Raw genomic sequence first — 22440 nt, 5'->3', positions numbered from 1 at the left:
GTGGGGCGACGAACCCACGAGAGGAAGATGCGATGACGAACCCCAGACAGGCCGACGCCAGGATCAGCATCATCGGGGCCGGCCCCGGCGGCCTGACGTGCGCGCGGATCCTGCAGCGGCACGGCATCCCGGTCACGGTCTACGACCGCGACGCCGGCGTGCACGCCCGCAACCAGGGCGGCAGCCTCGACCTGCACGCCGATGACGGTCAGCTGGCGCTGCGCGAGGCCGGGCTGCTCGACCAGTTCTTCGCCCTCGCCCGCCCGGAGGGCCAAGAGATGAGGCGCTTCGACACCGACGGCAACGTGGTGTTCCGCCAGCTGCCGGAGCCCGACGACCGGTACAAGCCGGAGATCGACCGCGGCGCGCTGCGTGACCTGCTGCTCGACTCCCTGGCGCCGGGCACCGTCCAATGGGGCCGCGCTCTCGAATCGGTCGACGGCCCCACTGGCGGACCTCGGCGGCTGCACTTCTCCGACGGCGGCATAGTTGAGACCGACCTGGTCATCGGCGCGGACGGAGCGTTCTCCCGGGTACGCCCGGCGATCTCCTCCGCGGTACCGCACTACACCGGCGTGAACTTCCTGGAGGCCCACTTCGACGACGTCGAGAAGCGTCATCCCGGCATCGCCGAGCTGGTCGGCCACGGCCTCGCGACCGGTACGGACGGCGAACGCGCTCTGGCCGCTCAGCGCAACAGCGGCGACCACATCCGGGTCTACATCGTCCAGCGCGCCCCGCTGCACTGGATCTCGGAGGCGGGGCTGAGCATCGACGACACCGCCGGCCTCCGGGCTTACCTGCTCGACCAGTTCGCCGGCTGGTCGCCCCTGCTGCTCAGCATGATCGCCGACAACGACGGCCCGTACGTCGACCGCCCCCTGTTCGTGCTGCCCGCGCCGCACACCTGGGAACACTCGCCGACCGCGACCCTGCTCGGCGACGCCGCCCACCTCATGCCGCCGGTGGGCGTCGGCGTCAACCTGGCGATGCTCGACGCGTACGAACTCGCCCTGGCCCTGACCCGCGCCGACACGGTGGGCGAGGCCGTGCGCGCTTACGAGGAGACAATGCTGCCGCGCTCCGCGGAATGGTCCACCTCCCTCGACGGCGCGGCCGGCTTCCTGTTCGACCGGGACGACAGCCACGAGGGCGGCGACAAGATGCGAGAGCTCAAGGAGGAAATCAACCGATGAACGTCGACGGAACGTGGCAGCTCACCATGATCACCGGGGGCGGCGAGGAAACCGTCGAACTGGTCCTGCGATCGGCGGGCGAAACCCTGAACGGCAACTTCGACGGCCGTCCCATCAGTGAGGGCAAGCTCCGGGGTGCCGAGGTCACCTTCACCGCTTCCATCACCTCACCCCTCAAAGCGAAGATCAAGTGCGCTGCCGCACTGGACGGAGACGCGATGACGGGCAAAGCGAAAGCGCTTTTCCTGACGGTCCCGTTCACGGCCACCCGCATGCCTGCCCCCTGGGGTTCGTCATGAGGGTGACCTTCTTGGTCGCAGCCGCCGCGGTGGCGCAACTCATCGGAGTTCCCGTCGCGGCCGCGTCCGACGTCCACCGCCCCTCCATCGCCTTCGACTACAGCGCCGGGGAGAACCCCGAAGACCTCTCCTTCAACCGGACGGGTCCGTGAACGTCTCCATGCTGGGCAAGGTCGCCCAGCAGCCGCCTTCGCTCGTGCGCCTTCAGCGATCGGGCGCCGTCACGACGCTCGTCAGGGGCGAGAACGGCGAGATGCTGACCGGAAACGTGCGCGCCGACGACGGGACCGTCTACTACAACCTCAACTCGCCGACCGCCGCGCGCGCCGGCGTCTGGAAGCTGCCACCGGACAACCCGTACGTGTCGCCGCGGTGCCCGGTGCCGCATTCCTCAATGGACTGGCCCTGCACCCGCACGGCCGAACCCTGTACGTCGCCGACAGCGTCGCCGGCGTGATCTGGGCCGTGGACGCCCGGCTGGGAACCTCGCGGAAATGGTTCGAGAACCCGATCCTGGCACCGACGGAAAAGGATCGGTTCGGGGCGAACGGGGTGCGGCACCACCGCGGCGAACTGTGGATTTCGAGCACCGCTCACGGCACCCTGGTGAAGGTGCCGATCACCGGAACGGGGCAACCGGGACTGATGACGGTCGTTGCCTCGGGCGTCACCGGCATCAACGACTTCACGTTCACCGGCGACCGCTCCGACGTGGTCATCGCCGCGGCCAACAGCAGCGACGAGGTGCGGCTCATCCGGCCGGACGGGCGCCGCACCACGATCCTCGGCCACGACGACGGCCTCAACTGGCCCACGGCCGTGGAACTCCGGGGATCGACGCTCTACGTCACCCAGGCGGGACTGCACGAGCCCCACGACGCCAGGATCTGGCGAATCCCCGTCCGGACGCTGTAAGAACTCCTAACTCAACGGGAGGTTGCGGAGTCGGCGCCAGCAGATGATCGCGCAGGCCAGGCTGAGGAAGGCTTCGTGGATGTCGTCGCGGATCTCCCAGCGGGTCCGCAGGCGGCGGAACCAGTGCAGCAGCGCGAAGGTCTGCTCGACGACCCAGCGGTAGACGCCCAGGCCGGAGCCGTGTTCGCTGCCGCGGCGGGCGATCACCGGTGTGATGCCCTTGGATCGGACCAGGTTGCGATACTTGTCGTGGTCGTAGCCGCGGTCGGCGTATAACGCGTCAGGACGGAACCGGGGCCGGCCGCGTTTGCCGCGTACCGGCGGGATCTGGTCGATCAGCGGCACAGCTGGGTGACGTCGTTGCAGTTGCCGCCGGTGAGCGACACGGCCAGCGGGATGCCGTGTCCTTCGGTGATCAGGTGGTGCTTCGCGCCCGTTCTGGCGCGGTCGACCGGGCTCGCCCCGGTTTTGGGCCGCCTTTGAGGGCGCGGATGTGCGAGCCGTCGATCGCGGCCCGCGACCAGTCCAGCGCGTCCGCGGCGTTGAGCTCGGAGAGCAGGTTCTCGTGCAGCCGCTGCCACGCCGGCCTGATGCCAGTCCCGCAGCCGCCGCCAGGCGGTCATACCGAAGCTGAAGCCAAGTTTCTGGGGCAGAAACTCCCACGGGATACCGATGTGGAGCACGAACAGGATGCCGCACAACACCTTGCGGTCATCCAGCCGCTTGCGGCCCGGATGGTCGGCACGGCGCGGGACCACCGGGAGCAGCGGCTCGATCCGCGCCCACAACTCGTCGGACACGATCCAGGGAAGCTGCTCGCCCTTCCTCACGCCAGGGTCAACACACCGATGATCAACAGTATTCCAAGATCATTGTGTTAGGAGTTTTAAGAGGCAGGAAACGCGTGTCGTGGTCGAAACGGCTGCGGGTCGTGCAAAGCACACAGTCCGTCAGATTGTGGAATTTGGAGCCGTGATGGGATCCAGCATCGTTGTCCTGCGAAAACCCCATATCACTTGGTCATCCTCGGCCGCCCGTCATACGGGCGGCCGGTTCGACGAGGCTGGGCTTGAGGCATCGCGCCCAGGGCGACCCGGTTGCCGTGCGGATGCTGCGCCGTTCGTTGGCCGATGACCTGCCTACCGGGCAGGACAGGAAACATCTCGAGCGTGCGTTCGACATCCTCCTGTCTGTGCAAGGCCAGCCCCGACGGAACTGGATCAGGCCGCCGTTCGCGTAAAGGCGCGTTCCGGGTCTGGGGAATCCGCGCCGTTGGGAGGTTCCACTTTCGGACCACCGCCAACATTCGCACGATGACCACCATCTGCACAGTCACCACCGCCACGACCTCGGGGGACAGATGCAGGGTGAACCCAAGTCCTACGAAGATCCCACCACCGAACGCGGGCAACGCGTAGATCTCCTTGTGCAGCACCGTCGGCACTCTCATGACCAGGACCTCGCGCATCAGGCCACCACCGACAGCATTGATCATGCCGATGATGCCGGCCACGTAGACCGGCGTACCGTGCTCCATCGCCCTGGTCGCGCCGGTGATGGTGAACATGGCCAGTCCGACCGCGTCGCAGAACTGCACGGGCATGTCGAACCGGCACAGCCGCGGGTACCAGAAGACCACAATCGCCGCTATCACCAAGCTGGCCACGAAGTACCACGCCGTCAGCAACCCGATCGGTGGCTCAACCCCGAGGAGGACGTCTCGCAGCACGCCACCGCCGATCGCGGTGAGGATCGCCGCCGTGCCGATTCCGAACAGGTCCAGACGCGACCGTGCAGCATCCATGGCGCCCGCGAGCGCGAAAGCCAAGATGCCCAAAACTTCCATGACCACGAACACAGTTCGACCCCAAGCCGTCCGAGAATGCGTAAGTTACCGAAAGCAGATTAGGATCCGACGGCGATCTCGCCATGCGCCAACAGTGTGGCCACAGCGCGCAGCCTTACGAGCAGCCCTCTGCGGGAGGGGGCACCGGGACACCTAAAAGTTGCCCCGTCGGGCAAGGTTCTTCGCATGGCAGCAATTTTCTTGCCGGTAGGTGCGAACGACGGGAACTGTAAAATATTCGGTGTAACTCCCAACGTCACGGAGTTGGGCGATCCGGCCTCCTGCCAGTCGACAACGCACTGCAGGTTGTTCTCTCCGCGTGTGCGGGGGGCGACTACATGATCCGCAGCAACCATGAGTTGTCGCGCGGCACACGCTTCAGTTCCGCGAATTCTCGCGGTTCTTGCGGTAGCTGGAGAAAAGTGAGATACCGCTAGCGACGGCAATCATCCCGAAAACGGCACTGATGTAGGAGCTCAAGCCGAAGGCTTGCGTGGCGACGTTGGCCACGATGCTGCTGACCAGGAGCACCACGAGCAGCGCTCGGGCGCGGGTGGGCGAGGAGTTCAGTTCCTTGTTCATGACAAGAAAGTTAGTTGTGTACGACAGCGTCGGCCATACCGCAGGCTTCCGGCTGTCAGGTAGTGCAGGCTGTACTCGATCCCGTGAACTGGTGCGATGGTTCCGCTTCCGATGCCTGGAGCGTCTGTGAAGCCGCACTCGGACTGAACCGGTCAGGTCGAGGCCGGTGCGGATGACGTGTCTCTCGGCGCGGGCCTACGGGCGGACAGGCGGTCCAGGCTGGCAGAGACGCCGGTGAGTACACCTCTGCTGCCTCGTACATCGTCGCCTTCCAGGTGAGGGAACGGACTACTGAGCACGTCGGTCATCGCCTGAAGTCAGTGACTCCTGCGTTCGGCGCAGGACGAGTTCGAAGCAGAGCTGCTCGGCTCGCTCGGGAGCGGCCGCCACGGCTGGTAGCCACCAGGAGTGGTCAGCACTGTCGACGGTGCAATCAGGCAACTGATATGAGCCTGCCGTCTTGGACCATCGCGGCGCTCGGATTGACCGAGAGTGTGTTGACGCGCTTGCCTCTTTCCGGCTTGTAGCGAAAGTCTCAGGTCGACCACGGACCGGCTGAGCAAGCAGATGATCATCGCCTGCTCATGTCCGGCCGAACGGTGCCAGCAAAGCTTCATCGCTGTCAAACCGTTGCAGCACAGGCTGTCCGGCACTCTCTGCCATCAGCGCATTTTCCCGCAGTGTCTTCCGTCCCCGTTCGGTGCGTGCGATGGAGATCGGTGCGGCAGCGAATGGTGAGCGTGGGGAGGTGTGATATATCGAGGTCCCCGTGGAACGTGCTGGCCAGCAGGTAGGTGCCGTGCGGATCGGGTTGCGCTTCGCGCAGGTCCACTTAGGTACTGTCACTTTGCCTGCCCACCCAGCAGCCGCCCTTGGTTCGGTACAGCAGGTTGTACCTCGTCTTGGGATTGGCCCATGCCCCTTTGTCCGGACACAAGCGCGACCAGATCGCCTCCGTGATGCTGCCCAGTCTCATTGGCGTGAAGTTGCCGCCGGCCTCCACCTGCTTCGAAAGCTCTTTCGCCGCAGCAGGATGAACGGTTCGATGTGGACGATAGCGGGTCGAACAAGCAGGGGTGCGGGTGCTGGCCGCTGACGAACTGTTGTGTCTCTGCTTGCCGCTGAGGGGTCAGCAGCAAGTGTTGGACCGGGCGAGGACGATGTTCTCCGCCTGCTGGCCTCTCTGCCCTGCGTGCTTCCAACCTTGCTGGACTCACGGAAGCCCTGAGCATCGATGTTCGAGCAATGGGCGAAGACGCCAGTGCCGTGGTGCACTGGATCAGCCGGATCTTGAGACCGCGGCGGCTGATGTCACACCGATGGCGTCCGTGTTCGTCGGGTCCGGGGCGACGTCGGCGCCGCGGAGCGGACAGGTGCAGCCTGCGCTACCAAGAACCGCCTGCAGCCTGGGTCGTTTCGGCCGACGGGCGACATTACGGTTCCGTCCTGGGAATCGAAGAACAGGACCTCGGGATATTGTGATGTCAATCCATAATGTACAGACTGATGGATCTTCTGGTGTGGGCGTTGCCAATCCCGCGTCGGCGGTGCGGGTACAGGGCCTGAAGAAGGTCTACGGCACGGAACTGCAAGCGGTGACTGCACTTGCGGGCGTCGACGCGATGTTCGAGCGGGGCACGTTCACCGCGGTGATGGGGCCGTCCGGTTCGGGCAAGAGCACGTTGCTGCAGACCGCGGCGGGACTGGACCAGCCGACCGGCGGCCAGGTGTGGGTCGGTGACACGGAGTTGTCGCGACTGTCCGAGACGGATCTGACGAAGCTGCGGCGGTCGAAGATCGGGTTTGTTTTCCAGGCGTTCAACCTCATCGGAGCGTTGACGGTGCAGGAGAACATCGTGTTGCCGTTGCAGTTGTCGGGAAAACGCGCCGATGCCACGTGGGTGCGGCAGGTCGTCGACCGGGTCGGGTTGACCGAGCGGCTGGCGCATCGACCGTCGGAGCTGTCCGGCGGTCAGCAGCAGCGAGTCGCGATCGCGCGGGCGTTGGCGACGCGCCCCGAGGTCATCTTCTGCGATGAACCGACCGGTGCGCTGGACACTCAGACCGCGGGCGAGGTGCTGAGCCTGCTGCGTTCGGTGGTGGACGAGGCGGGACAGACGGTGATCATGGTGACGCACGACCCGGTGGCGGCGTCGTACGCGGATCGTGTGATGGTGCTGGCCGACGGCCGGATCGTGCACGACATGCCGCAGCCGGGTGCGGAGCGCATCGCGGAGCACCTGGCGTCGCTGGGTCGTCGCCCTCGCGTGACGCAGGAGCGCTGACCGATGCTGAAGCTGGCCGCGAAGATGCTGCGCTACCGCAAGGGCAGTGCGGTCGCCACCCTGCTGGCCTTGACGGCCGGAGTGGTGCTCTTGATGTCGTTCGGACTTCTGGTGGAGTCCGGCATGCGGTTCGAGGCCGCGCCGAAGCGCTACGCCGCAACAGACGTCGTTGTCGCCCATCGCGACATCACCCTCACGACGACCGGTGAGGAGCAGGTCACCGTAGAGCTGCCTGAAGGGGGCACCGTCCCGGCCTCGATGGTCGAACGGCTCCGGCAGGTACCGGGTGTGGCCACGGTCGTGGGGGACACGTCGGTGACGGTGATCGTGGAGAACGGCGGGGCCACCGGGCACGGGTGGAGCAGCACGGCGCTCACCCCCCACCAGTTGGTCTCGGGTGCTGAACCGAAGACGGGCGAGGAAGTCGCGCTGGATGAACGCCTGGCCGGCTCGGTAGCGCCCGGCGACGAGGTCCCGATCCTGGTGAATGGGACGGCACGCGTCTACCGGATCAGTGGCCTCGTGCGCAATGCCGGCCCCCGGCCGGCCCCCGACGCGTTGCCTGCGGTGTTCTTCACCGACGAGCACGCGGCGGCCGTGTACCCGCGGCAGGGCCGGGTCGACGCTGTCGGCGTCATCGCTGAGCCAGGTGCCGACAGCGCCGCACTGGTCGCCGACGTACGCGAGTTGGCCACCGAGGCCGGAGTCAAGGCTTACGCCGGCGCCGAGCGCGGGTTGCTGGAACAGTCCGCGGATGCGGCGGCAGGCAGGATGCTGGTCCAGCTCGGCACTGTCTTCGGCGGGTACGTGGCGCTGCTGGTGATGTTCGTCGTGGCCGGAACCATCGGCCTCGCGGTCCGGCACCGGCGACGCGATCTCGCCTTGCTCCGGGCAGTCGCCGCCACCCCTGGCCAGATCACCCGGTTGGTCCTCATCGAGGTGGGGCTGCTCAGCCTGCTGTCGGTCGTGATCGGCGTGCCCTCGGGCTGGTTCGCCATCCGATGGCTGCGCGGGGAACTGGTCGACCACAAGTTCATCCCGGACACGTTCCCGTTTGGCGGCGGTGTGCTGACCTCGGTCGCGGTGGTGGTGGCGACGATAGCGGTGGCGGTGGGCGCCGCGCTGATCGCCGCCCGTCGGACGGTGCTGATCCGCCCGACGGAGGCGCTCGGTGAGATCGCTGTGGAACCCCGCCGCAACAGCAAGATCCGCTTGTTCTCCGGCTTCGTCGCCTTGGCCGGTGGCATTTTCCTGACCACCCTCACCACTGCGCTGAAGGGGAACGCTGCCCTCGGCACCGCGATAGGCGTGTTGTTCGTGCTCGTCCTCGCGGTCGCCCTGCTCGCCCCCTGGATCAACCGGGTGGCCGCCCGGCTGCTCGGTCCGGTGCTGCGCGCGGTGTGGGGCGACAGCGGTTACCTCGCCGCGGCGAACCTGCGCGCCAATGCCCAGAGCATGGTCACCGTGCTGACCGCGCTGGTGCTGTCGGTTGGCCTCGGTGGCTCGATCTGGTTCATCCAGGACAACCAGCAACGAGCGGCCGTTGCGCAGAGCCGTGACGGGATGCGAGCCCAAACCGCCATGATCTCCGCTGCAGGTCTGCCTGACTCCGCCCTCGCGGAAATCCGCGGGATTCCCGGTGTGGTGGCCGCCACCGGAGTGCGCAATACCTCGATCATCCCCGCCGGGGGAGAGGAGGCCAGCGATGTGCAGGCGATCGATCCGGACGGCGCCGAGCTCACGATGGACCTCAGGGTCCGCAGCGGCAGCTTGGCCGACCTGCGCGGCCTCGCCATGGCGGTGTCGACCTTGCAAGCCGATTCCAGCGGTTGGGAGATCGGCGAGCAGGTCGAGGTGCGGCTCGGCGACGGCACACCGGCCACCCTGCGCATCGTCGCGATCTACGACCGGGGCATGGGCTTCGCCGCCGCTACCGTCGCCAAGGACGTCATCGCGGGCCACACCGCCTCCACCGGCTACGAGCGGATCCTCGTGCGCAGCGAACCGGGCACCGACATCACCACCGCCCTGGCCGACGTCGCCGATCGGCACCCCGGCAGCACCGTGACGAGCACGGCCGGCCTCACCGACCAGCTCGCCGACGATCTGGAACTGGGATCCTGGTTGAACAAGCTGCTGGTCGGCATCATGGTCGGCTACGCCGCCTTGGCCGCCGCCAACATCATGGTCATGGCAGCCCTCACCCGTGGCCGTGAACTGGCTCTGTTGCGCTTGGTCGGCGTCACCCGCAAGCAGGTGAAGAGAATGGTTCACGCGGAACAAACCGGCCTGCTCGGCGTTTCTCTGCTGATCGGTGGAGCCATCGCCGCGATCACATTGGTGTCGGTTGTCCGCACTCTCACCGGGCAAAGCGTTCCTTATGTTCCTCCGCTGGGATGGGTGTTCATCGTCGGCGGCACGACGCTACTGGCCCTGCTCACCACCGTCCTGCCCATCGCGAGACTGCTCCGGATCCCGCCGATCGCCGGTATCGGCGTCAAGGAGTAACGATCGCCTGGGGCAGCAGACCGTCCCGATCCGGTTGAACGACAACCGAAGGGCGCGTCCGCACTGCGAGGACGCCCTTCGGTTGTCGTCGTCAAGCGTCTGGACGAAGTGGACGTTGACGACGGTGTTCGAAGCCCCTGCGCCACAGGCCCAAGTCGTTCGACTCACCGCCCGCTCCGATTTCGCTCCGCGTCCGCGATCGGTGTGGAGCTCGGTTCGCACTCGCAGCAACGGAGCCAATCGCTCGGCCAGGACAACGCAGCCACGTCTTCATGCTCCGAGGTGCTTCGAGCCAGTCGGCTCGAGGCCGGAGAGGCAACGGTCGATCGCTGCGGCGTAACGCCGCTCTGCGCTCGTCGCGGTGGCCGACGAATCGTCGTTACTTCGGTCCGGTGCCCTTGAGGTAGCGCAGGACCGCGGTGACGCGTCGGTCGGCCCGGTCGTCGGGGGCGAGGTCGAGTTTCGCGAAGATGCTGCGGATGTGCTTGTGCACTCCGCCTTCGGTGATGACGAGCTTCTCGGCGATGGCGGTGTTGCCGAGTCCCTGGGCCATGAGCGCGAGCACGTCGCGTTCCCTGGGGCTCAGCCGGCCCAGCGCGCTGGTGTGCGGGTTGCGGGCCAGCAGCTGACCCACCACTTCGGGGTCCACGGCGGTGCCGCCGCTGGCCACTCGGTGCAGCGCGGTCATGAACTCGTCGACCCGCCCTACTCGTTCCTTCAGCATGTAGCCGAGCCGGCCGGCGCCAGCGGCCAGCAGCTCGGTGGCGAACGTCTGCTCCACATGCGCCGAGAGCACGAGCACCGCGAGACCCGGCTGCCGGCGGCGGGCCTCGACGGCCGCCACGATGCCCTCGTCGGTGTGAGTTGGCGGCATCCGCACGTCGACGATGGCGACGTCCGGCTCGTGTTCGGCCACCGCGGTCAGGAACGACCCCGGCGTGTCCGCGGTGGCCACCACGTCGAGCGACTCGGCGCGCAGCAACAGCGCCAAACCCTCACGCAGCAACGCGTCGTCCTCGGCGATCACGATCCGCACGGCAACTCCACTCGCATCGTCGTCGGCCCGCCGGCCGGGCTGTCCAGGGTGAAACGCCCGTCGTAGGCCTCGATCCGCCGGCGGATACCGGCCAGACCCGACCCTTTGCTTTCGTCCGCGCCCCCTTGGCCGTCGTCGCTGATCTGCAGCGCCAGGCGGTTGCCCTGCCTGGCCACTTCAACCATGGCGTTCGCGGCGCCGCTGTGCTTGGTCACGTTGGACAGGGCCTCGGCGATCACGAAGTAGGCGGTGGCCTCGACGGAGGCGGCGCACCGGCCCGGTACGTCCACCACCAACTCACACGGCACGCCGCAGCTGCTCGCGAGGCCGTCAAGCGCACCGGCGAGCCCTCGGTCGGCCAGCACCGGAGGCAGGATGCTGCGCGCCACCGCACGCAGCTCGGAAAGCGCCTGTTCGGCAGCGTCCTGAGCTCGGTCCAGCGCGGCATGGGCCGCGGCGGGGTCGCGGTCCACGGCCCGCCGCACGGCGCCGAGCAGCACATTCACCGCGACGAGCCGGTTCTGCGTGCCGTCGTGCAGTGACCGCTCGATGCGGCGCAACTCGGCGGCGTGCGCGTCGAGAGCGGCGGCACGGGTAGCGGTCAACTCGACGACCCGCAACGAGAGGTCGGCGCCCGCGGGAGGTGCCAGCAGGTGCCGGCCCGGCCACTCCTGTGCTCGGACGAGCGCAGGCCCGAGCGCGACTATGAAGGCGCCGCAGAGCACGCCGGTGGCCCCGACGGCCAAGGGACCCGTGATGGTCCAGAAGAGGAAGCTGGGGGAGTTGTCCTCGGGCGGCAGCAGGTGGTACCAGAACGGGTACGTCGTGTTTTGCAGCATCACGACCGGCAACGAGAGCCCGATGAACCCGGCGGCGAAGCCGGCTGTGGCGTGCAGCAGCAGCCATGCCAGCTCACGTCGCACCGTCACGTCGCGCAGCGCGGCGCGCACCTGGTGCGGCACGGGGCCGGGGCCGAGAACATCGAGCCGGGCCCGTTCCCGGTTCGCGACCGCCCGCAGCACACGCAAGGCGGAGGGCACCAGGAGGATGCCGGCACCGACGCAGCTGAGCAGCCCGACCACGCCGATCCAGATGAGGACGGCCATTGCGAGCAACGCCGTGCCCAGGCCACCTATCAGGCGCGCAACGGCATCGAGCGACGCCCACACGCGCCGCCACACCCGTGTCATTCCGCCTCCCGAGCCCTGGACCCTATCCGATCAGCACAACTCCACATCGGACCGAGTCGACCTGCCCACCATCGCCCACCCATCAGGGCAGGCTGGTCGCCGCCACGAGGTCGTCTTCGTCGAGAGGTCGGACGGACGTGCTCAGCCGTCGACGCCTGGCGCCGAACAATCGCGAGCCGCATGAAATCGTTGATTCCAAGGCAGAACGTAATGTCGTCCGCAGGTCAGAGCGACCCAGGCTGCAGGTGGTTCTTGGTAGCGCAGGCTGTACCTTTCGCTCCGCGGCTGCGATGCCGGCCCCGGCCCGACGAGCACGAACGCCCTCGGCGCAGCGGAGGAGGACACCGTGCGTTGTTACGTCCGCACAATCCCGGCGGTCGTGGCGGCAACTGCTCGCCGTCAGCGGCGGTAGGTGGAGCCGGCCGCCGCCGGACATGGGCCAGTGGTGCAACAGCGGCCGGGTCCCTCTCCGCGCACAGCGATACAAGTGCGACGGAGTCCGCGGCTCGAGCCGATGATGGCTCGAGCCGCCCTATCGGTCGTCCGACCCGGATGCGAGCGGTCGGACGCGGGAGAACATCTCCACATCGGACCGTCGCCCACCCACGGCCTGCCAGTTGCGCAGCAGGCCTTCCCGAACGAACCCTGCGCTGAGCGCCACTTGCTTCGACGGTTCGTTCCACGGCTCGATGCACAGCTCGACGCGCCAGCTGCCGAGCCGGTCGAACGCCCAGTTGGAAAGCCCGGTCACGGCCTCGCGGGCCACACCTCGGCCGCGCGCCGACGGCAGAACCCAATAGCCGAGCCCGACCCGGCCGAGGTCGAGATCGCGCAGGCGGAGGCTGATATGTCCGACGACTGTGTCGGTGACGCGGTCCGCGATCGCGCGTGGCACCGTGATTCCGTCGGCCGACAGCTCCGTCATCCGGTGCAGGAAGCCATGTCCCGCTTCGGTCGTGTACGTGGCCGGAACCGTCGTGATTGATGTGATGTAAGAGTCGGTCGCGGCCTCAGCCAGCACACCCAGGTCACTCTCCCGCCACGGCCGCAGCTCGAACCGTTCGGTCGCTACCTCAACGGTTGCCAAGTCCACAGTCTGCAACACGCACCTCCTCCCTCAACGCCTCGCAACGGCGACATCCAGCGTGTGGTGGTACCCGGAAAAGCTTCCCGACGAGAGCTCCGCATCATCTGTCATTGCTGTCAACCGGCGGCGCCCTCGCGTGAGCCGACGAAGGCGGCAAACCGCGGCATCGGTTTCAAGGAACGAGCACGATCTTGCCGAAGGCGGCACCGGACTCGAGTTTTTCATGCGCGTGCGCTGCGGCTGCGAGAGGAAACGTTTCATCGATCAGACTGGCAACGGTTCTGCCGGCGACGAGTTCCAAAAGCTTTTCCATGCGTGCGCGGAGCTCTGCACGGCTGATCGAGGAGAGGCTGAGCATGAGCAGGGTCGGGGAGGCCGGGAACCGGCCGAGCAGGGTCGAGCCGAAGTCCGGCGTGGGGAAACCCGCCGCTCCTCCGCACAGCACGTACCGGCCGTTGGGAGCCAGCTTCTCCAGGAAGCGGTCGAACTCCGGGCCGCCGACCGGGTCGATGATGATGTCGTATTCCTCGTACGCTTGGGCGTCGGCAAGACGGTTCACGACAGTCGACGCCCCCAGCGCCGCCAGCCGTTCACCGCGAAGTGCGGAGCTCGTCACTGCCGTCACAGCGGCCCCGAGGTGGATGCCCAGCAGGGTCGCCATCAGCCCGACTCCACCTCCGGCACCACGGACCAAAACCTTGTCTGCTTTGCGTACCCCGGCACGTTCGAGCGACGTCCAAGCGGTCAGCGCGTTGAACCCGAGCGCAACCGCTTCCGCTTCACCGACCTGGTCGGGAAGAGCGACGACAGCCTCGACGTCTGCCGCGACCAGCTCGGCATAGCCGCCACCGGTCTGGTCCAGCATCGCGTAGACGCGGCGGCCGACCCACGCGTCGTCGACGTTCTCACCGGTCGCCACGACAACACCGGCCACCTCAAGGCCTGGTACGGAACCGGGAGAACCACCGAACTCACCTCGGCGGGACATGACGTCGACGTGTCCCACACCGGCCGCCTTGACTTCGACCAGCACTTCTCCCGCTTGCGGCCGGGGATCGGGGAGGTCGGCGAGGACGAGGTTCTCCGCGCCTCCGAATGCCTTCAGAACAACGGCCTTCATGATCAGTGTTTCTCCTCGGTGGGACTGCGTCCGATTGGATCGCAGTTCCACTGTATGAGGCTTGGGTCAGCACACACTATGCTCATATGTGCCGTATTTTTGCGCGATTGTGCCTATGCTGCCGGTGTGGACGTGTTCAGCGATGTGATCGGCAGCATCCGGGCCGGGCGGCCGGCGTTCTGTCGCACTTCCGGCAGCGGCGCCTGGGGACGGAGCTTCGACGACTTCACCGGCGCCGGCTTCCACGTGCTGCTCCGTGGTGCGTGTTGGCTTCTGCTGCCCGGTCAGGCACCGTTGGCGCTCAGTCCAGGCGACGTGGTGCTCCTGCCGCACGGCACTGGGCACGGGTTGAGCGAGCGACCGGATCGACCACTGGCCGATCTCCCGAGGGAGGAAAAACTCCCCTCGGGAGCCAATTTGCGAGCGGAAGTGCCGATCGACCCCGCGGAGGCGCACGCGGACATGGTGTGCGGCGCCTACGAGTTGCAGCTCCGGCCGCTGCACCCGTTCCTGCGGGCGCTGCCGGACGTCGTCCACGTGCCTGCGCGGGCCGGCCGGCACCCGGCGCTACGCGCGGCGGTCGACCTCCTGGCCGCCGATGTGGTGGACGCACTCCCCGGTGCTGACGCGGCGGTGCCCGCGCTCATCGACCTGGTGGTGATCTACACGCTCCGTGCGTGGCTGCAGGAGGAGCCCGAGCGAACAGCCAATACCGGCTGGTGGGCCGCGCTGGCTGACCCCGCGATCGCCGAGGCGCTTCAGCACGTGCACCGGGAACCCAGTCGCAAGTGGACAGTGCAGGAGCTCGGTGAGACGGTCGGCCTGTCCCGAACCGCGTTCACCCGGAGGTTCACCTCCATGGTTGGACAGCCTCCGCTGGTCTACCTGACGAACTGGAGGCTGGGCATGGCCGCTCAACTGCTGCGGGAAACCGATAATCCCATCGCCCTCATCGCGGGTCAGGTCGGCTACCGGTCCGAGTTCGCCTTCGCCAACGCCTTTCGCAGAGCGTTCGGCGTGCCCCCTGGGCGGTTCCGACGCGCTGAGCTACCCGTCGGCCGTGGCAGTGAGAGCCGTGGGAAGGCCGGCGCCACCGCATCCGTCGGGTAAGTCCTCCCGCTTGTGGCAGCACCACTGGCCGTGCTGCTGACCGGCGGCAGCCGGACGTGACCTTGCACAGACCATCTGACGGACATGGCTTTGCGCCCGGCAAGAAACCGCCACTTTGCGGCCAAGATCAGTGGGAAAGGGGGCAACCTCGGCGATCACGCCAGGCGTTCGAGCCCACGAAGTTGACCGGACGGCTCCGTGCCGGAGCGCGAGCGACTCATCCCGCCCGGTTGGCCGGTGGGACGCCGGTGAAGGTGAGGCTGCCGGGAATGGCGGCGAACGCCGCGAGCGTGTCCGTGGCGAGATGCTCAACGGTGGGGTCTTGTGGCCGGTCTGCCCAGGCCTCCAGCGCGCGGTGGAACGCGGCGACGAGGATGTCCAGCGCCAGGCGGGGACGCAGGTCGTGTGGGTCGAGCCCGAATCTGCGGTGCAGGACGTCGAGGGCGGCGCGGACGGTGACGCCGCAGAAGTACAGGCAGTGCGCCTCGATCGCCGGAGTCCTGCCGGCAAGCCGCGTGCAGGACAGCAGTCGGTGCGCCCAGTCGCCGGTGTTCATAGTCCGCATCGCGGCGAGCACGGCGTCTTGCAGCACCTGCAGGATCGAGCATTCCGCGGCCACCGGCAGGGTTTCCAGCTCGTCGATGAACGCTTTCCACATGTCCTCGTACGGCGCCATCGCCACCTCCTCCTTGCTGGCGAAGGTGCGGAAGAACGTCCGCTTGGACACCTCCACCCGGTCGCACAGCTCGTCCAGCGTCACGCTGTCGAAATCCTGTTGTGTGAACAGGTTCAGCGCGGTGTCGATGAGCGCTTCGCGTGTGCGCTGCTTCTTGCGCTCCCGCAGTGTCGGCCGTGGGCTGGGAGACGACACGGAGTCGGTGGCCATGCGGCGATCTTACCTCGATGCCATATGCCACTTGAAAGCAAACGCCACTCAGTGGCAAGGTGGTCGGCAACGATCACCGACCTGGGAGGCACTCATGCAGGCTCTGCTCTTCGACCACTCCGCACCCGGCAACCTCCGGCTCGGCTCGGTTTCCGACCCGGAGCCCGCCGCCGACGAGGCTGTCGTCCGTGTGATCGCCAGCTCCGTCAACCCCGGTGACCTGTACCTGGATGCCACTCCGGAGGGCAGCGTGCCCGGTTACGACGCCGCCGGGGTCGTCGTGCGGGCGGCGGCGGACGGCTCGGGTCCAGCCGTCGGCACACCGGTGGTGACGCTCGGTTTCGCCGGCGGGTGGGCCGAGCTTCGCGCGGTCCGGACCGGTTGGATCGGCGTCGCCCCGGCCGGCGCCGACCTCGCCGCCGTCAGCACGGTTCCGGTGGCGGGCACCAGTGCGCTGCGGGCGCTGCACAGGCTGGGCCCGATTCTCGGCCGCCGAGTTCTCGTGACCGGCGCCACCGGTGCGGTGGGCCGATACGCCGTGCAACTGTCCCGACTCGGCGGCGCCTACGTAGTGGCCTCCACCGGTGACCCGGACGCCAACGGTGACCAGCTGCGGGCATTGGGCGCCGATGAGGTGGTCCGCGAGCCAGGAGACCTCGACGAACCAGTCGCCGGCGTCATCGACGTGGTCGGTGGTGAGCGCATGGTGCAGGCGTACGAGAAGCTTGCCGGAGACGGCGTTCTGGTGTCGGTCGGGCACATGAGTGGCGGAGGGGAGCACTTCCCCGCCTTGGCCTTCTCCGGTCACGACGGCCGGAACAACCGCAGCATCACCTCCTTCTTCCTGGGCGCCTACGCCGGACTGTCCACAGACCTGTCCTGGTTGGCCGCGCGGGTTGCGGACGGCACCCTGAGTCCGGGCATCTCCCGGCGCGAGGACTGGAAGAACGCGGGCACGGCCGTTCAGGCGCTCGTAGAAGGCCGCGACCGCGGCAAGCTGATCCTCGACATCGGCCAGCACGCTTAGGTAGGACACCGCTCGCTGTCATGGCCGCGCGGATGACGTGCCATGCGTCTTGTCTGGTGGCCACGTCGTCGCGGCCCTGCAGAGTGACCTGCTGCCCGCGGAGCGAACTTCAAGGCAGCCGAGGCTGGCCTGGTTCTGGCACTGCTGCGCACGACCGATGCCATCAGTGAACTGCTTGGCACCCACAGATGCTCAGCGCGTGCGAAATGGTTGGGGTGATCCGAAACCTTCCGAGCCATGCCGAACGGGCCTGGCGACGAACAGCTGATGCACTCTTCTCTCCCGCGGACGCCCGATTCGGCAACGAGGACTGTCCCGCTCTGCGCGATACCCGCTGGCTGCGCGACAACCGTCCGGTCCGGACGGCGCCGTCGCGGGCCACCGGAAACCGCCCAAGGCTGTGTCAAGCCGGACCCTGTCCGATCAGCGCTACTCCACATCGGACCGAGTCGACCTGCCCACCGATGCCCACCAACCAGGACAAAAGAATCTTTCACTTGGTGGTGCCACCACTACCTCGGTCGTTCAGCAAGCTGGATTGTCCACTCGGGAGGAGATGAGGAGCCTGGAGTCAGTCGGTCACAGCAAGACCGACGTCCGTGGAACCCAGGAGTTGGCTGCCTTGTTCACATCCTCTTCCCAGCGATATCGACCTTCTTCCTCGGGGTGTCGCCGCATGGCCGCCCTGACGGCGGCGGCGGTCGCTGCGGGCGGTCTCGCGTTCGCCGGCTCGGTCCCAGCCGCCCAGGCCGAGCCCCGCCGCGACGCGGTACAGCAGAGCATCGACAAGGTCGTCGGTGTCGACCGGCACCCAGGAGCGCTGGCCGCGGTCCGGGACCGGCACGGCCGGACCCGCCACTACACGGCGGGAACCGGCGACCTGCGGACCGGCAAGCAGGTGCCGGTGAACGGCAGGGTGAGGATCGGCAGCGCGAGCAAGATGTTCACCTCCGTGGTCGTGCTGCAGCTCGTCGGGGAGGGCAGGCTGGAGCTCGACGCATCGATCGAGAAGTACCTGCCGGGCCTGGTGCGGGCCAAGGGCGTGGACGCCTCGAAGATCACGGTTCGCCAGCTGCTGCAGCACAACAGTGGCCTGCCGGACTACACCGAGACGATGTTCGCGCCCTTGGGCGACTTCTTCCCGTACCGGCACGTCTACCTCGAACCGCGCGAACTGCTCGACCTGGCCAACGCCCGGGACGACGGCTGGCCCGCCGGCAGCGGCTGGTCCTACAGCAACACGAACTACGTCCTGGCCGGCCTGATCGCCCAGAGGGTCACCGGCCGCCCGTTCAACGAACTGGTGACCACCAAGGTCATCGAGCGGATCGGCCTGCGCGACACGTACGTGCCCGAGGTCGGCGAGCAGGACATCCGTGGCCGGCACCCCCAGGGCTACCAGCGCAACCCGACGACCAAGGAGCTGTTCGACTTCACCCGCATGGACCCGAGCTGGGGCTGGGCAGCCGGCCAGCTGGTCTCCACACCCGACGACCTCAACACGTTCTTGCGCGCGCTGCTGGGCGGCAAGCTGCTCGAACCAGCCCAGCTGGCTCAGATGCGCACCACGATCCCGACGGACCCGGAGTCGGGCCAGGGCTACGGACTCGGCATCTTCAGCATGCCGTTGAGCTGCGGGAAGGTTGCGTGGGGTCACGGCGGTGACATCCCGGGCTACTCGACCCTCAACGCGGCCACCGATGACGGTCGCGCGGCGACGCTCACGGTCACCTCGCTCAACGGATCGGTGACCGACAAGTCCGTCGCCGCGGACCGGGGCGCACTCATCGACGCTGCTCTCTGCGCGATCTGACCTCGGTGGAGAAGAGGTAGCTTCCGCGCTTGGGAAGCCACACAACGGCAAGGGCTCGGGCGGGTGCTCAACGCATCCACACCCGAGCCCTTGCCGTAAATGCGTTTCCGGCGGGATCCAACCGGTCGGGGCGTCGACGGAGGTGGTGCTGGCTGTACCAGAGTTGTGCAGCGCAGGGGATCGCCGGAAGCCGGAGGCGCGGCAACACTATGGGTGTCAGTGCGAACCGTCCAATTGGGAGAGTGTCCTTGTTGAAAGGTCTGAGTCGCCCGGCCGGAACCAGCCCGGGCCCGGCGCGTCGGCGTCGTGGTGTGGTCGTGGCGGCAATCACGGCGGTGGCGGTTGCCGGTATCGCGGTGACCTCGACGGCCTCGGCGGATGCGTTGAAGGAGAAGTCAGCGCCGGTTCACGACAAGTCGCTGCAGGCGGGCCTGGAGGAGTTGGTCAAGGACGGAACCCTGCCGGGGGCGCTGATGTCGGTGCGGAATCGGGACGGGCGGGTGGTGAACTACACCGCCGGGGTGGGGGACATCCGGACGAAGTCGAAGGTGCCGACGGACGGCTACGTGCGAATCGCCAGCAGCACCAAGATGTTCACCGCGGTAGCGGCCCTGCAGCTGGCCGGTGACGGCAAGCTCTCCCTGGACGACACGGTCGAGAAGTACTTGCCCGGTGTGGTGCGGGGTACCGGTGCCGGTGCGGCGATCGACGGCCGGAACATGACGATCAGGCAGCTGCTGAACCACACCAGCGGCATGACCCGCGAGATGCCTCTCATTCCCGACCAGGGGATCCTGCCGATCAGGGACAGGTACTTCGAGGCGAGGGAGCTGTTGGATGCCGCGCTGGCCAAGGCCCCCACGTTCGCTCCTGGACAGGACCGGGTGTGGATGTACAGCAACGCCGGGTACGTGCTGCTGGGTCTCGTGGTGCAGAAAGCGGCTGGACGACCGCTCGCCGAGGTGATCACGAACCAGGTCATCAACCGTGCCGGGCTGAAGGAGACGTACTATCCCGGACCGGGCGACCGCGACATCCGTGCGCCCCACCCGCGGGGCTACCTGTTCGCCAAGGACGACAAGGGCAACGCGGTCCCCGGTGAGCTGGTCGACATCACCCGGTTCGACCCGTCGATCGCCGGTGCCGCAGGACAGATCATCGCGACCCCGAGTGACCTGAACAAGTTCCTGGTCGCCCTTCAGGACGGCCGACTGCTCCAGCCCCGTGAGCTGGCGGAGATGCGTCAGACGGTCGAGGCCCCCGGCTTTCCCTCGGGGTGGCGCTACGGCCTGGGGACCATCGAGATGAAGCTCAGCTGCGGAGTCACCGCGTACGGCCACGGCGGCGACGCCGACGGCTTCCAGAGCCGCGCCGCGATCACCCCGGACGGCCGGGCGGTCACCGTCGTCGTGACGAACGACGAAGCCGGCCGCGCCGAGGTCCTCGACTTCTTCGACAAGGCCCTGTGCGCTCAGAAGTAAAAGTCGTCACAGATGAACCCCCTCACCGACCGGTGCGATGGAAGAACAATCGGATCGGCCGGTGGGCCTTTGACGGAATGCCAGTGTTTCGAGAGAGTCGCATGGTTCTCCGCCGCGATGGGTGAACGGGAGAAGGGCGAACAGTGCCTGAGCCGATCGAGGCCCAGCTCGCCATGATGGCGACGGAGTTGTCGCAGCAGGCCGATGAGCTCGTGGCCGGGCAGTTGCGGGTGATCGGTGCGATCGGTTCGTATCGTGTGGTTCCCCCGTCGGAGATCCGGCCGTCCGCGCACCGCAACGTCCTCCGTGTGGTTTCCGCGCTGCGCGGTGAGGACCACCTGTCCGCCGGCGTGGCGGCGGATGAGCGGGAAACCGGGCGGCGCCGGGCTTTGCAGGGCATACCCAGCGCGGACGTCCTGACCGCCTACCGGAGTTGTATCGCATTGCTGCGTGACGAGTTTCTCCGGCTCGCCCAGGCCGAGGCGATCCCGGCCGACGCAGTGCTGCTCGGCACACAGCAGATCTGGCAGCTCGGCGACCATTACAGTAGCGAGTTCCTCGACGGTCACCGGGAGGCCGAACTCGATCTCACCCGTCGTGCGGAGCAGCAGCAGACGATTCTGCTCGCCCGCTTGCTGAAAGGCACGATGACGACGGATCAGGTGGTCGCGGCGGGCATCGGGTTCGGATTCGCCGTGGACAAGCACTACTGGGTCCTGCGGGCACGATCCGACAGCACTGATCCGGTCGCACTCAGCAACCGGATGAGACGCGCGGCTGGGGAACAGGACACGGCCCTGGTCGGGACTTACGGCGGTGACGTGGCGGCCGTGCTGTCCCGGCCCATCACCGGTGAACTGACCGACGACGTCACGATCGGACTGGCTGGCCCGACCGGACTGTCACAGTTGCGAACCGGGTTCGCGGAAGCCACGCAGCTGCTCGAGGTCGCCACCAGGTTCGGCCACCGCGGAATCGTGGACCACAGTCGCATGGCACTGCGGCTGGCGGTCGCGAAAGAGCCGGAGCTGGGGAAACAACTTCACGCCCGGTACGTCGAACCGGTCGAGGCCGAGAGTGCCATCGGCGAGGTTCTGCTCGCGAGCGTCGAAACATATCTGACCCGGCGACGGTCGATTCCCGAGGCTGCCACCGCCCTGTCAGTTCACGTCAACACACTTCGGTACAGGTTGGAGCGGTTCGCGATGCTGACCGGAGCGGACCTCCAGGACACGGACACCATGTTCGAGGTTTGGTGGGCGCTCCAGTATCGAATCTTGTGTGAATCTCCAACCTGACGCGGGATCTATCGTAATACTGCACCTGGTTTCCCCGTCCGATCCATTGATACGGTTATTTTGTCAGTTTTCAACAAGTTTTGTTCTGCATTGTGGAGGTTCAATTGTCTCGAAAAGGCGCGAAGCTGGCGGCAACCGTGTTGGCCACCGCTGCGATCACGGCCGCATTGCCTGCGGCCAGCGCATTCGCCATCAACCAGGTCTCCTGCAACAACAACGAGTTCGTGAAAGTCACGTGGCACCACGGCGGTGGCAAGAACATCGACCAGTGCTTCGCGAACGCCGGGACCTACAACAGTTCGTTCGGTCCGGACGCCTGGGTCGTCAAGATCTCGACGGGCAACAACCGGGTGCAGTGGCTGGGTGACAACCGGTGGCAGCCGGCGGCACCGATCAACAAGTGGACCTCGTTCACCTGGCCGAACCACCCCGGTGGCGTGCGGATCGCCGCGATCCGGATCGTCTGAGGCGCACAAACCTGTTTCTGTAGAGGCAGCGAGCGAAGCCGCGTGACCACCCGGCGGCCCAATCCCGAGAAGCAGATCGAGATTCTTCTCGGCCTGCTTCTCGGGCTCGACTCGTGTCCTTGATCAGCCGGACGACACCCGGTTCACGTATGCTCGCCCGTAACGCAAATGCCCACTCGCCTGAGTTCGTCATCTTCAGTCCATGGCGGCGTGGGAGTGCAGGCTGGACATCACCGAATCGTCGCGCGGTCTCCGGCAGGTTGGCGAGCATTGGACAGTGCACCAGCATCTTGA

Annotated in this window: 20 protein-coding genes and 1 pseudogene; 13 read left to right on the top strand and 8 right to left on the bottom strand. The window is 67.1% G+C overall.

The window, feature by feature from the left end; genetic code table 11:
- Positions 1-32: 32 nt before the first annotated feature.
- Genes BLQ91_RS22675 through BLQ91_RS22660 form a run of 5 tightly spaced genes read left to right on the top strand, consistent with a single transcriptional unit; the run spans position 33 to position 2410 of the window.
- Positions 33-1196, top strand: a complete 1164-nt coding sequence (locus tag BLQ91_RS22675) for an FAD-dependent oxidoreductase (protein WP_090099535.1) — start codon at positions 33-35, stop codon at positions 1194-1196.
- Entirely contained in the window at positions 1193-1495 is a 303-nt protein-coding gene (locus BLQ91_RS22670; RefSeq protein ID WP_090099533.1) for a hypothetical protein, read from the top strand. Before BLQ91_RS22675 ends, BLQ91_RS22670 begins: the two co-directional genes overlap by 4 nt.
- Complete coding sequence (locus BLQ91_RS41555; RefSeq protein ID WP_176959906.1) at positions 1492-1647, top strand: hypothetical protein; 156 nt, start codon at positions 1492-1494, stop codon at positions 1645-1647. The genes BLQ91_RS22670 and BLQ91_RS41555 overlap by 4 nt, the downstream gene beginning before the upstream one ends.
- Complete coding sequence (locus BLQ91_RS22665; RefSeq protein WP_090099531.1) at positions 1644-1952, top strand: hypothetical protein; 309 nt, start codon at positions 1644-1646, stop codon at positions 1950-1952. The genes BLQ91_RS41555 and BLQ91_RS22665 overlap by 4 nt, the downstream gene beginning before the upstream one ends.
- Entirely contained in the window at positions 1949-2410 is a 462-nt protein-coding gene (locus tag BLQ91_RS22660) for a hypothetical protein (RefSeq protein ID WP_090099529.1), read from the top strand. The genes BLQ91_RS22665 and BLQ91_RS22660 overlap by 4 nt, the downstream gene beginning before the upstream one ends.
- A 6-nt stretch (positions 2411-2416) precedes the next feature.
- Here BLQ91_RS22660 and BLQ91_RS22655 read toward each other — a convergent pair.
- The 3 genes and pseudogenes from BLQ91_RS22655 to BLQ91_RS22645 all read right to left on the bottom strand — a co-directional run bounded on the left by BLQ91_RS22655 (position 2417) and on the right by BLQ91_RS22645 (position 4838).
- Positions 2417-3213: pseudogene (locus BLQ91_RS22655) on the bottom strand (IS5 family transposase).
- A 209-nt stretch (positions 3214-3422) separates the two neighbouring features.
- Positions 3423-4268, bottom strand: coding sequence for a trimeric intracellular cation channel family protein (locus BLQ91_RS22650; RefSeq protein ID WP_090099527.1), 846 nt, complete (start codon positions 4266-4268; stop codon positions 3423-3425).
- 366 nt (positions 4269-4634) lie between these two features.
- The gene (locus tag BLQ91_RS22645; protein ID WP_090099526.1) at positions 4635-4838 is read right to left on the bottom strand and encodes a hypothetical protein; all 204 of its coding nucleotides are present in this window, start codon (positions 4836-4838) and stop codon (positions 4635-4637) included.
- Positions 4839-6319: 1481 nt separating this feature from the next.
- Between BLQ91_RS22645 and BLQ91_RS22640 the strand changes: the two genes are divergently transcribed.
- Positions 6320-7123, top strand: coding sequence for an ABC transporter ATP-binding protein (locus BLQ91_RS22640; RefSeq protein ID WP_090099605.1), 804 nt, complete (start codon positions 6320-6322; stop codon positions 7121-7123).
- 3 nt (positions 7124-7126) lie between these two features.
- Positions 7127-9631, top strand: coding sequence for an ABC transporter permease (locus tag BLQ91_RS22635; RefSeq protein ID WP_090099521.1), 2505 nt, complete (start codon positions 7127-7129; stop codon positions 9629-9631).
- Positions 9632-10010: 379 nt separating this feature from the next.
- Here the strand turns inward: BLQ91_RS22635 and BLQ91_RS22630 are convergent, their stop codons facing one another.
- The 4 genes from BLQ91_RS22630 to BLQ91_RS22615 all read right to left on the bottom strand — a co-directional run bounded on the left by BLQ91_RS22630 (position 10011) and on the right by BLQ91_RS22615 (position 14064).
- Complete coding sequence (locus tag BLQ91_RS22630) at positions 10011-10667, bottom strand: response regulator transcription factor (protein ID WP_090099519.1); 657 nt, start codon at positions 10665-10667, stop codon at positions 10011-10013.
- Positions 10655-11857: a sensor histidine kinase gene (locus BLQ91_RS22625; RefSeq protein ID WP_090099518.1), complete on the bottom strand. Its 1203-nt coding sequence runs from the start codon at positions 11855-11857 to the stop codon at positions 10655-10657. The genes BLQ91_RS22630 and BLQ91_RS22625 overlap by 13 nt, the downstream gene beginning before the upstream one ends.
- 532 nt (positions 11858-12389) lie before the next feature.
- Positions 12390-12962, bottom strand: a complete 573-nt coding sequence (locus BLQ91_RS22620) for a GNAT family N-acetyltransferase (RefSeq protein WP_090099516.1) — start codon at positions 12960-12962, stop codon at positions 12390-12392.
- Between the two features lie 154 nt (positions 12963-13116).
- The gene (locus BLQ91_RS22615; RefSeq protein ID WP_090099514.1) at positions 13117-14064 is read right to left on the bottom strand and encodes a quinone oxidoreductase family protein; all 948 of its coding nucleotides are present in this window, start codon (positions 14062-14064) and stop codon (positions 13117-13119) included.
- A 126-nt stretch (positions 14065-14190) separates the two neighbouring features.
- On the opposite strand from BLQ91_RS22615, the gene BLQ91_RS22610 reads away from it, so the two are divergent.
- On the top strand, positions 14191-15174 hold the full coding sequence (locus tag BLQ91_RS22610; protein ID WP_090099512.1) for an AraC family transcriptional regulator: 984 nt from the start codon (positions 14191-14193) through the stop codon (positions 15172-15174).
- A 217-nt stretch (positions 15175-15391) separates the two neighbouring features.
- On the opposite strand, the gene BLQ91_RS22605 is transcribed toward BLQ91_RS22610, so the two are convergent.
- Positions 15392-16060, bottom strand: coding sequence for a TetR/AcrR family transcriptional regulator (locus BLQ91_RS22605; protein WP_090099510.1), 669 nt, complete (start codon positions 16058-16060; stop codon positions 15392-15394).
- A gap of 94 nt (positions 16061-16154) precedes the next feature.
- Here BLQ91_RS22605 and BLQ91_RS22600 point away from each other — a divergent pair, with 94 nt between their 5' ends.
- The 5 genes from BLQ91_RS22600 (at position 16155) to BLQ91_RS22580 (ending at position 22146) form a co-directional block, all read left to right on the top strand.
- The gene (locus BLQ91_RS22600; RefSeq protein ID WP_090099508.1) at positions 16155-17087 is read left to right on the top strand and encodes a zinc-binding dehydrogenase; all 933 of its coding nucleotides are present in this window, start codon (positions 16155-16157) and stop codon (positions 17085-17087) included.
- Between the two features lie 676 nt (positions 17088-17763).
- Entirely contained in the window at positions 17764-18900 is a 1137-nt protein-coding gene (locus BLQ91_RS22595) for a serine hydrolase domain-containing protein (protein ID WP_090099506.1), read from the top strand.
- Positions 18901-19217: 317 nt separating this feature from the next.
- Positions 19218-20381: a serine hydrolase domain-containing protein gene (locus tag BLQ91_RS22590; RefSeq protein ID WP_218130372.1), complete on the top strand. Its 1164-nt coding sequence runs from the start codon at positions 19218-19220 to the stop codon at positions 20379-20381.
- A gap of 143 nt (positions 20382-20524) precedes the next feature.
- Complete coding sequence (locus tag BLQ91_RS22585; RefSeq protein ID WP_090099504.1) at positions 20525-21679, top strand: PucR family transcriptional regulator; 1155 nt, start codon at positions 20525-20527, stop codon at positions 21677-21679.
- Between the two features lie 137 nt (positions 21680-21816).
- On the top strand, positions 21817-22146 hold the full coding sequence (locus BLQ91_RS22580) for a beta/gamma crystallin domain-containing protein (RefSeq protein WP_218130371.1): 330 nt from the start codon (positions 21817-21819) through the stop codon (positions 22144-22146).
- Positions 22147-22440 lie beyond the last annotated feature (294 nt).

It is taken from the genome of Lentzea jiangxiensis, assembly GCF_900104175.1.
Classification (GTDB): domain Bacteria; phylum Actinomycetota; class Actinomycetes; order Mycobacteriales; family Pseudonocardiaceae; genus Lentzea; species Lentzea jiangxiensis.
This window is presented reverse-complemented; position numbering and strand designations above follow the sequence as displayed.

Excerpts from the sequence above, each read along its gene's own strand:
- BLQ91_RS22675 (WP_090099535.1), top strand. The coding sequence starts at position 33 with ATGACGAACCCCAGACAGGCCGACGCCAGGATCAGCATCATCGGGGCC.
- BLQ91_RS22670 (WP_090099533.1), top strand. The coding sequence starts at position 1,193 with ATGAACGTCGACGGAACGTGGCAGCTCACCATGATCACCGGGGGCGGC.
- BLQ91_RS41555 (WP_176959906.1), top strand. The coding sequence starts at position 1,492 with ATGAGGGTGACCTTCTTGGTCGCAGCCGCCGCGGTGGCGCAACTCATC.
- BLQ91_RS22645 (WP_090099526.1), bottom strand. The coding sequence starts at position 4,838 with ATGAACAAGGAACTGAACTCCTCGCCCACCCGCGCCCGAGCGCTGCTC.
- BLQ91_RS22640 (WP_090099605.1), top strand. The coding sequence starts at position 6,320 with ATGTCAATCCATAATGTACAGACTGATGGATCTTCTGGTGTGGGCGTT.
- BLQ91_RS22635 (WP_090099521.1), top strand. The coding sequence starts at position 7,127 with ATGCTGAAGCTGGCCGCGAAGATGCTGCGCTACCGCAAGGGCAGTGCG.
- BLQ91_RS22625 (WP_090099518.1), bottom strand. The coding sequence starts at position 11,857 with ATGACACGGGTGTGGCGGCGCGTGTGGGCGTCGCTCGATGCCGTTGCG.
- BLQ91_RS22615 (WP_090099514.1), bottom strand. The coding sequence starts at position 14,064 with ATGAAGGCCGTTGTTCTGAAGGCATTCGGAGGCGCGGAGAACCTCGTC.
- BLQ91_RS22605 (WP_090099510.1), bottom strand. The coding sequence starts at position 16,060 with ATGGCCACCGACTCCGTGTCGTCTCCCAGCCCACGGCCGACACTGCGG.
- BLQ91_RS22600 (WP_090099508.1), top strand. The coding sequence starts at position 16,155 with ATGCAGGCTCTGCTCTTCGACCACTCCGCACCCGGCAACCTCCGGCTC.
- BLQ91_RS22595 (WP_090099506.1), top strand. The coding sequence starts at position 17,764 with ATGGCCGCCCTGACGGCGGCGGCGGTCGCTGCGGGCGGTCTCGCGTTC.